Origin of the sequence: Chitinophaga sp. S165 (genome assembly GCF_003182155.1) — a bacterium.
Classification (GTDB): domain Bacteria; phylum Bacteroidota; class Bacteroidia; order Chitinophagales; family Chitinophagaceae; genus Chitinophaga.
The window spans coordinates 1-14,561 of sequence record NZ_QGTG01000009.1; the positions used below are offsets into that span (position 1 = coordinate 1).

The window sequence follows — 14,561 nt, forward strand, 5'->3', positions numbered from 1 at the left end:
TGTGCTGCAGAGGGCTTTTGCCTCCTACAATTTACCCTATAAAGTCTTATGTTGTTTTTAGCGAAACAGTGGATCGCCGATTGGCTGACTATTTAACCCCTGGTTGGTCGTATTGGGCATACTTCAAAGAACTAAGGCCAGTGGTCTCCCCCCAAACCGTCCGCTGCTCATGGACGTCCAAGTTGTGTATAATGGCAAAATAACAGTCATGTTCGTATTGCTATTGTCGGTAGGCTTTTGTTATAGACGGTAGCACTTGCTGTTTTTGACAACATATTGCAATATTGCAATATTGCAAGTAAGTAAGCTTGTTGGTCTCCTCCTAAACTATTAGCTGCTCATAGATTTCCAAGTTGTGTGAAGAGAGGGGAATAACGGTTATGGTCGTCCTGCTGTACTATTAATATCAAGGCATATAGTCAAAAAAGCCGCGTACTGGACGCGGCTTCAAAAAGTTATTCGGCTTTCAGACTTTTTACGGGATTGGCCAAAGCTGCGCGGATACTCTGAAAGCTGACCGTGACAAGCGTAATTACTAATATTCCGATACCCGCTACAGCAAATATCCACCAGGAGATCTCTGAGCGGTACTGATAATTTTGCAACCAACTACGCATAAAATAATAGGCCATCGGTACTGCTATCAGCAACGCTATAAATACGAGCATGAGAAAGTCGCGGGATAACATCACCCATAAATTTAATACTGATGCGCCTAGTACTTTTCGAACGCCGATCTCCTTCGTTCTACGTTCAGCCATAAATGAGGCCATACCAAATAAACCAAGACAACAGATGAAGATTGCCAGTATCGCAAAGAAACTTGTCAACTTTCCAACACGTACTTCAGTACCAAACTTTTTTGCATACTCGACATCTACAAACTGGTATTCAAATGGTTGCTCCGGACTATATTTTTTTAAGACAGTTTCTATCTTCGTTAATGCCGTCTGCGGACTTACTGCCAGATTGATACGCAGGAGGAACACACCAAGAATTTCCCTGCTCACATGAAAGAGTGATGGTCGCACCGGCTGGTACGGCGATTCCATGATCATATCTTTGATAACACCTATGATAGTGAACGAGTGGTTCCCCCACTGTATCACTTCGCCAACAGGATCTTTCAGCCCCATAAATCTGACTGCCGCTTCATTGATCACAAATGCCGATGAATCTGATGCGTAGTCCATAGAGAAGTCCCTTCCTGCTTTAAACTGCCAACCTACTGTTTTGCCATATTCCGGTGAAACCGTCGTATTGGGCATATCTACAGCAAGGCCTGGGTCCTTTCCTTTCCAGTTCAAGTCTCCATTAGTCTGCCATACAGTAGTAGCTGGTGCTCCGGCCTCGGACATCTCAATGATCGCACCACTGCCGATCAGCTCACGACGCACTGCATCGAAATGCTGATGTATATCAGGGACATTCAATTCCATAGATATCAATCCCTCCCTGGTATATCCTACAGGGCGGGTACGGGCAAACTGGACCTGTCTGAAGACAATAATAGTTCCGATGATCAGTACCAGAGATACAGTAAACTGAAGTATAACCAATATCTTACGGGGTAATGCGGCATTACGGCCGGTACGGAATGTGCCTTTTAATACTTTTACGGGCTGAAAAGATGAAAGGTACAATGCGGGTAACTACCAGCTATCAATCCTGTTAACAGCGTGACGATGATGCCCGTTAACCAGAATACAGGACTTGCCCAGAGGATGCTCATCTTTTTATCAGACACGTTATTGAAAAACGGAAGCGTTAACTGCGTAATGATGAGTGACAAGATAAAAGCAAGTCCCACTACGAGCAATGACTCGCTGAAGAACTGCCAGATCAGCTGAATGCGCATTGAACCTATGGCTTTGCGGAGCCCTACTTCCCTGGCACGCTTCTCAGATCGTGCTGTGCTTAAGTTCATGAAATTGATACATGCCAGTAACAATACAAACAATCCGATGATTGCGAACAGCCGCACGTACTGGATCCGTCCTCCTGTGTTGACGCCATTCTTGAACGCTTCATACAAATGCCATTTGCTCATAGGATGGAGGAAAACAACTGGTTTAAATCGTCGGTCATCTGCACTGATATGCTCCATCTTCAAACCCGCGATCTTCGCTGATAAACGTGCCATATCTGCATGCTCGGCTACTTCCACATAGGTGAGGAATCCATTCATTCCCCATGGATCTTCAGCAGTTTTTACCCATGCTACTTCATTATTGATATAAACACTCCAGGGAGCAATAAAACCGACACTCGCAAAAGTAGAATTGTAGGGGAGATCTTCATATACTCCCCTTACGGTAAGATTCTGACGGTTGTCAAGTCTGATGGTCTTGCCAATAGGATCTTCTTTATCATAGTAAGTTGCTGCCAGAGATGCTGACAATAGGATAGAAGAGGGGTCTTTCAGCGCATCTCGTGATCCGCTGAGCATTTTAATGTCCATGAGCGCCGGTCCATCCGGTTCCATGAACTTGCCTATCTTCCGCATCTTCTTCTCTCCAACGGAGAGAATTTTATAGAAGTCCCATGAAGACATTACCACCCGTTTGAAATCACTTCCATAACGTTCGCGAAGTACTTCTCCTACCGGGTAGGGCATGGTCTGCCAGGTATCGAGCTGTCCGCCGAAATCCTGGGTCTGCATTAATTGTGCAATGCGGTCGTACTGTTTGTTATACTTGTTGAAGGAAAGTTCGTCCCATATCCAGAGACCGATCAGCATAGCTACCGCCATACCGGTGGCTAGTCCACCAATATTGATGAGAGAGTAGCCCTTGTTTTTTAGGAGATTGCGCCAGGCAATCCTGAAATAGTTTCTGAGCATAGTGGTATGGGTTCTGCGATTTCATGGCACTGAAAGTATGCCAATTGTTGATTGTGCTGTTAATCAATTGATTAGGTGAGTGCGTGATGGCCGCATTGTCCGGTTTTGTAACACGCGGGTGTCCGATGGCGGATACGGCGTCTTTTGTTATGTCCTGGTTATGGGGCTTTGAGGTTACTTAGTTCTGTGTCGTCCGATTATAGCAAGAGTGGGACTTTGAGTGCTGCCGGTTTGGGGTGGAGCCACTGGCTGTACTTCTTTGAAGTACCTTACTATTGGGCTTTATTGGGGCGGTTGGGCGTTGGGAATTCTATTTTAACCCCTGGTTGGTCGTATTAGGCATACTTCAAAGAACTAAGGCCAGTGGTCTCCCCCCAAACCGTCCGCTGCTCATGGACGTCCACGTTATATATAAGGGGAAAGTAACAGTCATGTTCGCCCTGTTGTTGTAGGTAGGCTTTGTTACAGGAGCAATGAACCCCTTTCTATGTTGGTCCTATTGAGCATAGTTAAAATAACTTAGCTAATAGTGCCTGTCTAAACAATCCGCTGCTCGTGGGGATTCACGTTATATATGGGGGGGAATGTAACAGTCATGTTCGTCCTGCTGTTGCAAGGGAGGCTTTTGCTACAAGACGGTTGAGGTGGAGACTAAGGGCCTTATCCCTTTGAGAGCGCCGGTACGATTGATAGGGGTTTAATAGTACTACTAATGCTCCTACGCTTAATAATGCTTAATAGCAAGTGCTCGAAAAGGGATACAGCCCGAAGTCCCACCTCAAACCGTCGGGAGGGCAAAGGTATACTCAGGACAACAGGCATCCGTGAGCAAACCGTCGGGAAGACAAAGGCATACTCAGGACAAGCATCCATGAGCAAACCGTCGGGAGGGTAAAGGCATACCGCAACTTACTTTTTCCTAAAGAGGAATGTTCCCCACATGTCTGGAGAGAGTGTTGCTTCTGAAGGGACGTCGGCAGTGATGCCCGTTGCTTTGTTGCTCCAATAGAGGCGGGAGATGGTCTCGCCTTTGTCGCCACGGAGGATGCCGATATCGCCCTTAATTTTAGTTCCTTCACCGACTTGGATGCCTAGTACCGAGAGTGGTATGGAAAGCTCGTAATTGCCTTCGGAAGTGGCAAACTGGAGCTGACTGGTGAGGTTGTCAACCCGGTCGAAGGTGATGGTACGGGAAGGAGAGGAGAACGGTACTTTATCTTCTGTGCGTGTGCCTGGTACTACGGCGCGGTAAAGTAATGCCTGCGGTTTGCCGTTGATGACACTGATGAGCAAACGGGCGTCGCCGGCGACAGGGGTACGACGATTGGAATCGGCTTTGGCATTGGAGCTGCCGATCATGATGTCGAGGGCACCGCCTGTTTTGAAGGGGGCCTGCGGCATTTCGCCGGTGTTGTCGGCCAGTTTAGGATTGCCGGTGCGGAAGGCTGCATAAAGGCGGCCATTGGAGACCGCAAGTGCTCCTGTGATGTCGTATGCTTGTTTGGTAGAGTTGAAATATCCTTTTACACCTCTTTTGTCAATGTCTGCCCAGGATGCTGACAACCAGTCATTCAGCTTGCCGTCTATGACAGGCTTTTGGGCGAGGATGCCGACCTGTAATACTTTAGGGGCCATTGCATCCTGACGGGCTGCTGCTGTTGCGGCAATGGCAGATAAACTTCTGTTCAGCGACGCCTGTGTTACTGTAATGGTCATGTCGGGCAACCGGGTGATGTTTTCCATACCGTCCAGTCTTACGATGGCGCTGCGTGCGCCGTCTACGAGGTAGACCTTTCCGTCCTGGGTAGCGGTAATGCCCGGCCAGAAGTTTTCTTCACCAAGTGTGAGGCTGTCGACCGGCATGTTGCGTTGCGCTTTTGGCAAACGCCAGATGATGCCGGACCGCATATTCTGGAAGAGGGTTGCTACAAAAAGACCATCTGCAGTAAAGATATAGACGTTACCGTGATTGCCGTTAATGGCGCATAAGGGGCCTATATCTGAACCTTTGACACTGAAGAAACCTCCCAGCAGGCGGGTGGTGCCTATCAGTTGTCCGGGGAGGTCGGCGACCGGCGCATTGTGAGAGGCATGCAGTCCGGGCCAGAGGTCAGGATAACTCCATACTGCCTTGCCGTTCTTTGTGCCACTGAGAGAGTAGGGAGAAAAAGGTTTTGCTCCAAGTGTGAGCATATTCCAGCCGTCAGGGCCTTCCAGCAGCTGATCGCCACCGGAAGAAGCAGGGGGCTGTATGTCTTGTGCAAGTATTTTTCCTTTATTGATATCGTAAAGGGGTACGCCTTGTTTGGTAGTGCCGGTTACTGCGAAGCTCATGGCTTTATCATTGATCCGCGCGATACAGAAGGTCAGATCGGGCATGATGGTCACACCGCCTACTACGCCCTGTTGGTATTGTACTTCATTTTGTTGTGCCTGGCCGTCACCGTTCTGGTCCTGCCAGATGAAGAACTGCTGGCTGAAGGCTCCTTTGTTATTGAGGTTTACACCTTTGGGCCAGGATGTTTTGAAGGCGTCGCTTTTCAGGACGTCCCATTGTGATGCCTGTCCCATTGCCGCGACAGGATACGCTATCCCATTCCGTCTGATGAACAGGAATGCTGTGGCCGTACCGTTGGTCGGATTGCTGTTGTAGCAGTTGGTGAAGTATTGCTGGCCATTGTAGTACAATGGTGTTTCAGGTGCTGCATTACGAAAGGAGAGTTGCAGGTCATTGTTGGCGTCAGGTCTGTAATATACTTGTTTCAGTGTAGACGTGCCTGTTTGCCAGTTCAGTGAGAACTCCATAGCGCCGTATGTTGTTTCTGCATAATAGAAACGTGACTTGTTCTGCGGGTCGAGGGTACCACCACCACCGTATTTCGGAGGACCGTAATAAGCATGGAGTAGTTGTCCGTCGAGCGACCATACGCTGACCCTTTTAGGTAGGAAATCCGCTTCGGTGACCCATAGTTGCTGTTTAGCATCTATGGTGATACCGGCAGGATTATTCATATGCTGCGGATTGTAAGGACCGGCAGCAGGAGCGCCAGGAGTACCGATCTGGCGGAGGTATTTACCCGTTGGTGAGAATATTTTTACTGTGTGGCTTTTGCCGCGATCACTGATGTAGATGTTACCGGTTTTATCGATCGTAAGTGCATAGGGCGCTTCGAGGTCATTGCTGATCAGTTTTTCCGGTTTGCTGTTACGGGGGGAACCGGTGTAACGCAGCAGATCATCCCCCGAAAGCAACAGCAAACGGCCGGTAGCGTCATAACACATACCGGCGGGAGCGTTGATCTGGATGCTGTCGGTTACCTGTCCTTTGCTGATATCGACAATCAGGATGCGGTTCTTTTTGCGAAGGCTGATCAGCAGGACGCCATTATTGACAGCGATGCCGGAAATGATTTCTTTAGCGTCATCCAGAGAGCTGGCACCGAGAGAATATTTGAGTACCTGCTTTACGTTGTAGTCGTTCTTTTTATTCACGCTTAAGGCGTTAAGACGAAGTTCCGCGATGCCGGACTGTTTACCGGATTCCCATGCAGAAGCTACATACAGGCTGGTGCCGGGGATTGCTTTCGGGCCATTATCTATCGCCATAAACGGTGCAGCGGTCCATACGCCGCCTACCCAGGGACGGCCACCGCGTTTGCGGCCATTCATGTCTATCCATGCCATGCCGTCTGGTCCTTCGGTAACGTAACAACCTAACAGTACAGCAGGTTGTCCGGTAGGAGAAGCTGTTGCAGGAACGAACATGGCGGCTTGCGGAGGGGTATGGTTGGCGAGCCAGGCGCCGGTATGATCTTCTGTTCTCCAGGGAGGCGTACCTGTTGAATAAGTGGTCATTTCGTAGTGTGCATTGATAGGACCTCTCACTAATCCGCGGACCTTGTACTGACCTGGCGTCACCATTTTGCCGGGAATGCTGTAAACACCGTGTTTAGCTGCGTCTATATCTCTTCCAAGATCATCGAGTCCGTCCCATTGTACAGTATTTTTACCGGCAGGGAACCATGTTTCAGAGACGAGATTACGTACTCTTATACCGGTGTTGTTCTCAATGACAAGGGTGACGTAAGCGCCTTGTTTTAAAGTGAACTGAATGGGAATGGCGGTGGGTGATTGTTGTGCGGATATATGGTATGTTACTGATAAAAGTAGCAGTATGAACAGCAGGTATTTCTTTGACATGGCTGGCACGGATTAGCTTTACGAGTCGTATTACAGGCAAAGATAATGCCGCGCAGCCAAAATATCCTGTTAAGTATAGGGAAGTGAAAAGTCCCTGCTGTGATGTATATGTATGGAGATGCATGAGGAATACATGGCGTAAACCAGAAGCAAGAGAGAAGTAAGTACGGCTTTCAGGTGGACTTACAGGAATATGATGGTAAAGCGGGCTTTTAAGCGTGTCGGGGATCAAATTGTGATGGAATACAGGTAATCTGTATTGAAGGGATGTTGTTATTCCTGATAGAATGATTGGTCGTATGTTGAAAAGTGAGCTGAAAAAGCTTCAGAATTGATAATAGGGCATGAGGGTGTAACCGGAGTGGTATCGCGGGCAGATAATCCTATTGATGAAGACAGCTTATTGTTATTCCTTTAGCGGATAAAGGGGATGGTGCTGTTTTCGCAGCGATCTTTTAACAGGTTGGCAATAGGGGGGAATGAGATCCATTCGCCGTAATTTATTCCTGGATATTCTTTCAGGCTTTGGAGCTTTAGCAGCAGGTAATACCGCAATGATATCCATAGCTGCGGTCTGTGTGTTTGCAGATATTTCTATACGGCCATTTATTTCGCGGGCACATTGTATTTCGAGTACGATGATACTTTGTTCTTTGTTTGCGGGTAAGGTCAGTGTAATAGCCTGCGGGATATCGCCGCGTTTTATGGTGATTGTTTCGCTTACGACCGGTTTGATGTCATGCTGTGTAAAAGCAAATGGCAGCGCAATCGCTTTAATGCAGACATGTGTGATGCCTTTATGTGTTTGCGTATTGCTGATATGGATGCCGGGCAATGAAATGCTGATGGTATTGTTATCATTTTCAGCGATTGCCGGGTGGCCTGTTAAGTATTGGTGGGTTGCTTTATCGTCGTTAAAGCTGAAGCCTGTAAGTGATTGCAGATGATGGAACGTGGGGACTTTGAACCCTGTTTTGTGGATGTCGTCGGCTTGTATCACATCAATGAAAGCCTTGTTAAGGCGGTTATGATCAAAGTGGTAACCATAATATTGCAGCCAGGGGCGCAGGGCATGACGCACCAGGCGACTGCATTTGCTGGCAGTGCCAAAGTCGGTGGCTGCTCTTTGTGTAGCGGCTGTTTGCCTTACATTTTGCGGAGCGCGGCGTGTCCACCATTCTTTCTTCCCTTTTTTGTTTTTCCTGTAGTAGCCCACCTGGTCGCCCAGTTTACCACTATACAGGAGAATACCTGTTTGTTTGCCCATAGCCTTCATTACGAGTATGTTAAGATACGGAAAAGATGCCTGGAAGGATTGGCATGTGCATAGTTTGTGCATAGAATAGGGGTGATTATAAGTGACTATATTTCACCGGATTAGGGGATTTTATATCGGGGATATTTAATGGAAGTTGTATCAGGTAAGGATGTAGCTATTAGTTTCGGCTCTTGTTTAGGTTTATATTGAAAACGGGGTTGGCCAGTTGGGCCAGCCCCTGATCGTTTTAACGATGTTCCGGTGTATGCCGGAAGGCGGGGCTGAAAACGCCGTGCCGGTATAACAGTGTATCTGCTGGCATAATATTTAGACTATAGATACTAAGTATTTATGTTGGAAAAAGATCGCTGACGCTGATGAAAAAGCTTACACTGATAATATCACTGTTTTTAGCCCTGCCTTGTTGTGTACTTGCACAGCAAAGGAACGATGAACCTGACGAGGACACCGTACCCCGAAAGGACGTCATCGACCTGTTGAAGGGTGTTATCAAGTACAAACCGAAGCCGCCCAAAAAAATGGGGAAACGGCGGATCTATTATTCGTTATTGCCGGCGCCATCCAGCATACCAGGTGGCGGGGCCGCCCTGATCACTTCTACGAATGCCGCGTTTTATCTGGGACCACGAAGGACGACCTACCTGTCAAACGTATCATTTACCCCTTCATTTTCCTTCAGGGGGCGCTTTTCTTTCGCTCTGAGGTCGAATATATGGCTGGAGGGCAATAAGTACAATATGGTGGGCGATATGCGCTTTATTATCAATCCGCAGTATACCTGGGGACTGGGTAATGGTGTACCCAACGATGAGAAGCAGTTACTGGGTAACAATTATTTCCGGCTCTATGAGACCTTCTACCGGAGAGTGAGGCCTAAATGGCTGGTGGGGCTGGGGTATCATATGGACTGGCATTCAAATATCGGGATCCGGGATAATGACAGTTTGCAGCTGTCGAAGTTGGTGAACTATCATTATGGGACGGACCGGAGCCAGACAGTGTCTTCGGGGATTTCCCTCAACCTGTTAAAGGAGTCGAGGCAGAACTCTATTAACCCTCAGTCGGGTCATTATTTTAATGCGGTATTCAGGATCAATCCGACGTTCCTGGGCAGTAATGACAATTGGGAATCTTTATATCTTGATTACAGGCGATATATTCATTTCGGTGATGAAAGGCAGCAGAATGTACTGGCTTTCTGGGGATTTTATTGGACAACGCTGAGTCGCAAGACACCTTATCTTGACCTGCCGAGCATTGGCTGGGACCCTACTACGCGCAGTGGCAGGGGGATGGACCAGGGGCGGTTCAGAGGCAAGGGGCTGATAGATTTTGAAGTAGAATACCGTAGAGATATTACAAAGAATGGATTGTTAGGTTTTGTGGTGTTTGCAAATGCGAACAGTGTGACCAAACCTGACAATTACCGGTTTACCGGATTACATCCTGCTACAGGGGCCGGTTTGCGTGTTAAGTTCAATAAAAAGTCAAGTACGAATATCGCATTCGATTATGGTGTCAGCAAGTATGGCAGCAGGTTTAATATTAACCTGGGTGAGGCGTTTTAAAGCAACTTTTATGGTTAGCGGTTATCTTTTTATCTTGCAGCTCATGAAAAATGTTGTTTTAGCCAGTACATCCACACTGCATGGAGAAACTTACCTGTCGTATCTGCTGCCGGTGATGAAAGAACTTTTTGCCGGCGTGAGTGAAGTGATCTTTATTCCTTATGCCCGTCCGGGAGGCATTTCACATGATGACTATACTGAAAAGGTAACGACCGTATTTGCTACAGCGGGACTGAAGGTGCGTGGATTGCATACGTTTGATGATCCGGCGGAAGCTATCAGGAACGGGCAGGCGTTTTTTACCGGAGGAGGGAATACATTCTTACTTGTGAAACAACTGCACGATCTGCAACTGATGGATGTATTGAGATGGGAAGTTGAGAAAGGTAAACCGTACCTGGGTACGAGTGCAGGCAGTAATATCGGCGGTGTGAACATGCAAACGACGAACGATATGCCGATCGTTTATCCGCCAAGCTTTCAGACCATGGGACTGGTGCCTTTCAATCTGAATCCGCATTATCTTGATCCGATCCCTGATCTGCCGCATATGGGGGAAACGAGGGAAACAAGGATACGTGAATTCCAGGAACAGCAGGACCTGGTTGTTGTGGGATTACGTGAGGGCAGCTGGATAAGGGTGAAGGAAACGAAGTTTACACTGGAAGGCACTGCACCGGCCAGGATATTTAAGAAGGGAATGGAGGCGTATGAACTGGAAGTTGGAGAGGAGATTGATTTTTAGGTAGAGGTAAAGAGTACAAGTATAGTCCGGACCGTATCGGCGTGCAAATTGTTGAAGTAATTCGGAATTTATATAGTATGCGGTTGTCTCGTATCGGGACAACCGCATTTCTTTTTTTGTAAAACCCTAGTAAGACAATCCCGGTGTTTTCCGCAACCAGGTATTTGCTGTTAACTGTTTCAGCATAAAGTCGGCTACATCGGCACGTGAGATCTTCATCTTCAGTTTCTTTTCTGTTGCGGGGAAGCCCTGTTTATAAACACCTGTGTATGCTTCGTCTGTCAGGTTTGCCGGGCGTGCAATGATCCAGTCCAGCTGGCTTTGTTTGATATATTCTTCCTGTAGTGCGTGGTCGGCAAAAGCTTTCTTCAAAATGAAGGGGACAATTATATGTTTGAAGATGAAAGGCGTTTGATCCAGCAGCTTTTTGCTGTCGCCATAACCCAGGGAGGTCTGGCAGATGAGGCGTTTAACGCCTGTTGCCTTCATTGCCTGTATGATGTTCCTGGTACCATCTGACCTGACAGTACCAGTTTTATTAGCGGGAGCACCAATGGCGCAGAGCACTGCATCTTGTCCCTGCATGGCAGGTATGATAGAAGAAGCGTCCATGAGATCGCCTTTAGCGATGGTCAGGTTGGAATGCATGATGCCGAGTTTTGAGGGATCGCGAACAAAAGCAGTAACGAGGTGGCCCTGTTCGAGGGCTTGTTCTACCATATGTTTGCCAGTTGCGCCGGTTGCGCCAAAGATGATAAGTTTCATGATAGCTTGTTTTTGTAACCCAAAGCTATGACGGCGAAACAGCGGAAAATAGAACGAAACCGGCAGCAACTATTTTGTGAGGATAGAGAGGTTTTCTATGAGCTCTTTTGACCTTTTCTGGAACTGGAAGGGGGAGAAGCCTGCAAATTCTTTGAAGGCCCTGATGAAGTGAGACTGGTCTGCATATTCATTCTCAAAGGCTATGTCAGAGAGTTTATTGTAGTCGCTTTGCCTGAGAAGATGCATGGACGCCTGAAAGCGGGAGATGCGTGTAAACAGTTTCGGTGTGATGCCTATATGTTGTTTGAATTTGCGCTCGAAAGATCTTTCGGATAGTTGCAGATCTTCTCTTAACTCTTTAACAGAGATATTGCCGTTAGCTTTTTTAATGCGATCCAGGACATGTTGCATCGCCTTATCTGCATATTGATCGTGTTTGTTGATCTGTGCCAGGAGGTAAGAGCAAAGCGTATCTATCTGTGCCTGAACAGCCGTAAGATTTGACAGTTGTTCAGAGAGGCGGAAGCCCTGTTCATGGGGCATCAGGTCCAGATCAAGGCAGGTATCGGTCAACTCGTCTGCATTGAGTCCGAAGATGGATTTTAAGGCATGCGGATAGAAGAATACACCGATGGTATTAAACATACCGTTTATCCGCAGCTCTGCGTGCCGGGTGGCCTGACCGTAAAGGATCGTGCCAGGTAATTGTTTATCATTCTGAAACAGGATACCTTTTTCCTGATGCTGGAAAATAAGTCCGGGGCAACCGTCAGCAATTGTTCTGAAGGATGCTGCGGAGACATCTGTATCATGGCTTTCCATTACCCAGAAAAACCGGATGTAGTCACGAAGGTATTCCGGCGGGGGTATTTGTCTGTATTGCATACCCGGGTTGTTTTCAAATTAAAGTTACTACGTATTGCCTGATATGCAAGTGCTAATAGCTGGGAAACTTATCATGCATTTGGTTTTTCGGGGAATGTTTATAATTTGGCCGGATGGAATTAAGGACCGTAAGAAAATTATTGATAAAATACCTGGAAGCTGACCGGCTGACAGACGAAGAAGGAGAAAGGCTACTGGCAGGACTGGAGTACCTGATCGAGAAAGATGAGCAGCATTTGCTGTTAGGCATGAAATATCAGGCTGATGGAGGGGAAGAACTGTTGTTATCGCAGGAGGCCCTGAATGGTTTTTATTGGGAGATCTATATGTTTTATGGTCATCATGAGGAAGATCATGATCATCACCATGATGATGATCATGAAAAAACAGACGTCGCTCATAAGTGGGGATGGCTGTTTATGTTACTGACCGGTTTGATTGCGGTCGTGGTGTATGTGTTGATCAGGAAGTATCATTTGTAGTGGACAATCTTATTGCCAGCCTTTTTTTTTAAAAGTTAAAAATTTACTGCACCGGTATTATGGCAGGGTAATCTATATATCCTCTCTCATAACCTCCATAAAAGGTGTTGGTATCTGCTTCAGCGAGCGGAAAATCGTGTGCAAAGCGGTATACCAGATCCGGGTTTGCGATATACGGGCAGCCAAATGAAACCAGATCGGCGGTGCCGTCAGCTATAATCCTGTTGCCGGTTTCGCGGGAAAACCCCAGATTAGAAAGCAGTGTGCCTTTGTATATTTTCCGGAACTGTCCGAAATAATTTTCCTGTAAAGCGGCGATAGTAGTTCCGTAAAGATCGACAGCCGGGCCTACCAGATGAACATAGGCGAGATGATAATCATTAAGCCTGTTGAATATGTACTGATAGGTGGCGATAGTTTGCTCGTCTGGTTTTAGGATACCAGGATTAAATGCAGCAGGTGTAAACTTGACGCCTATGCGTTCGCTCTTCCACACTTGTTTCAATGCATCGAGTATTTCAAACAACAGGCGTGCGCGGTTTTCTATACTGCCTCCATATTCATCGGTACGTTGATTGGCAGCGCTACTAAGGAATTGTGGAATGAGCGTAAATATCTGCGCATGCAATTCAATACCATCGAAGCCCGCGGACTTAGCATTTTCAGCAGCTGTTTTAAAATCGGCAATGGTCTCCCTGATCTCCGCTTTTGTGAATGCCAGTGGTGTTACAGCGTCTTGCGGACCATCTTCTGTGTATACCTGCAATTGCAGATTGATGGGAGAAGGCCCCCGGGGAATTTCCCCGTCAAGGTGTTCCGGGTGGGAGGCGGCGCCACTATGGACTAACTGCAGAAATATCTTTCCCCCGTTTTTATGCACTGCATTTGTTACTAATTTCCAGCCAGCAACCTGCGTCTGCGTATATATGCCGGGAATATTGATGAAACCAATTGCTTTAGGGCTGATCCAGGTACTTTCACTAATGATCAGGCCTGCGGAAGCGCGCTGGGCATAATATGTAGCCATTAATGACGTAGGTGCCAGTTCTGGATTAGTCGCCCTGGCACGCGTCAGAGACGACATCACGACTCTGTTCTTTAGTTGAAGATCTCCCAACTGAAAGCTTGTTAGTAAGGGCTGCTGTGTATTGGACATAACTTAGTTTTGGGAGGCAAAGGTATCCGGCGTTTTGTCCGGCAACAATAAGTGAGAAAGTATTCAGCAGGTGATTAATTTATCCTCTATACCCTTTTCAGGCACTATAATTATCTTTGCTGCAAAGAGCAAGCTATGTACGAGAGAAAGATCCCGCTTCCAGTGGAATGTGGGCTACATCTAACCAAAGAGGTGCTGGACGGCAAATGGAAAGCAACCTTGCTGAATGTTATTTCAGTGGATATCAAACGACCGAGCGAAATATTCCGTACACTACCCGGGGCCACAAAACGTGTGCTGAATGCGCAGTTGCGGGAGCTGGAAAACCATGGGATCATTACCAGAAAAATATATCACCAGCTGCCGCCTAAGGTCGAATATTCACTTACACCACTGGGAGCATCGCTGATGCCAATTATCGACGCTATGAACCATTGGGGAAATACTAACCGGGAATACCTGCAAAAGGTGATCGCACCAGACGGCTACAAACAAGGCACTCCTAACGGAGTGCTATCGAATAGAAGATTGAATGGGAGATCGAATAAATTATAAATAGTAAATAATAAAATTCCTTATACCTGCGCAAAAAGATTTCGCAGTTAGCTCCGACCTTTGCGTTATCAATTTTAAGAATCA

General features: G+C 47.1%; 11 protein-coding genes. 4 read left to right on the top strand and 7 right to left on the bottom strand.

The features are described 5' to 3' along the window. Positions 1–455: 455 nt before the first annotated feature. The 4 genes from C7475_RS33335 to C7475_RS26595 form a co-directional block, all read right to left on the bottom strand. Positions 456–1,643 carry an ABC transporter permease gene (locus C7475_RS33335; RefSeq protein WP_233259973.1) on the bottom strand — a complete coding sequence of 396 codons (1,188 nt, stop codon included), beginning with the start codon at positions 1,641–1,643 and terminating at the stop codon, positions 456–458. Continuing rightward, a complete protein-coding gene (locus C7475_RS33340) occupies positions 1,616–2,842 on the bottom strand; it encodes an ABC transporter permease (protein ID WP_233259974.1) in 1,227 nt (408 codons plus the stop codon). Before C7475_RS33340 ends, C7475_RS33335 begins: the two co-directional genes overlap by 28 nt. Before the next feature lie 909 nt (positions 2,843–3,751). Next, positions 3,752–7,042 carry a hypothetical protein gene (locus tag C7475_RS26590; RefSeq protein ID WP_110056464.1) on the bottom strand — a complete coding sequence of 1,097 codons (3,291 nt, stop codon included), beginning with the start codon at positions 7,040–7,042 and terminating at the stop codon, positions 3,752–3,754. Positions 7,043–7,448: 406 nt separating this feature from the next. Beyond that, entirely contained in the window at positions 7,449–8,309 is an 861-nt protein-coding gene (locus tag C7475_RS26595; RefSeq protein ID WP_110056465.1) for a hypothetical protein, read from the bottom strand. Positions 8,310–8,677: 368 nt separating this feature from the next. On the opposite strand from C7475_RS26595, the gene C7475_RS26600 reads away from it, so the two are divergent. Both C7475_RS26600 and pepE read left to right on the top strand, forming a co-directional pair. Then, positions 8,678–9,889, top strand: a complete 1,212-nt coding sequence (locus tag C7475_RS26600) for a hypothetical protein (protein ID WP_110056466.1) — start codon at positions 8,678–8,680, stop codon at positions 9,887–9,889. A 43-nt stretch (positions 9,890–9,932) separates the two neighbouring features. Then, positions 9,933–10,634 (top strand): dipeptidase PepE, encoded by a 702-nt coding sequence (gene pepE / locus C7475_RS26605; RefSeq protein WP_110056687.1) that lies wholly within the window; start codon positions 9,933–9,935, stop codon positions 10,632–10,634. 126 nt (positions 10,635–10,760) lie between these two features. On the opposite strand, the gene C7475_RS26610 is transcribed toward pepE, so the two are convergent. Continuing rightward, on the bottom strand, positions 10,761–11,399 hold the full coding sequence (locus tag C7475_RS26610) for an NAD(P)-dependent oxidoreductase (protein ID WP_110056467.1): 639 nt from the start codon (positions 11,397–11,399) through the stop codon (positions 10,761–10,763). Between the two features lie 69 nt (positions 11,400–11,468). Next, complete coding sequence (locus tag C7475_RS26615; RefSeq protein ID WP_110056468.1) at positions 11,469–12,284, bottom strand: helix-turn-helix transcriptional regulator; 816 nt, start codon at positions 12,282–12,284, stop codon at positions 11,469–11,471. Between the two features lie 113 nt (positions 12,285–12,397). Between C7475_RS26615 and C7475_RS26620 the strand changes: the two genes are divergently transcribed. Beyond that, positions 12,398–12,766, top strand: coding sequence for a hypothetical protein (locus tag C7475_RS26620; protein WP_110056469.1), 369 nt, complete (start codon positions 12,398–12,400; stop codon positions 12,764–12,766). Between the two features lie 43 nt (positions 12,767–12,809). Here C7475_RS26620 and C7475_RS26625 read toward each other — a convergent pair whose 3' ends face one another. Beyond that, positions 12,810–13,922 (bottom strand): alkene reductase, encoded by a 1,113-nt coding sequence (locus C7475_RS26625; protein ID WP_110056470.1) that lies wholly within the window; start codon positions 13,920–13,922, stop codon positions 12,810–12,812. Between the two features lie 135 nt (positions 13,923–14,057). Between C7475_RS26625 and C7475_RS26630 the strand changes: the two genes are divergently transcribed. Then, the gene (locus C7475_RS26630; RefSeq protein WP_110056471.1) at positions 14,058–14,477 is read left to right on the top strand and encodes a helix-turn-helix domain-containing protein; all 420 of its coding nucleotides are present in this window, start codon (positions 14,058–14,060) and stop codon (positions 14,475–14,477) included. Positions 14,478–14,561 lie beyond the last annotated feature (84 nt).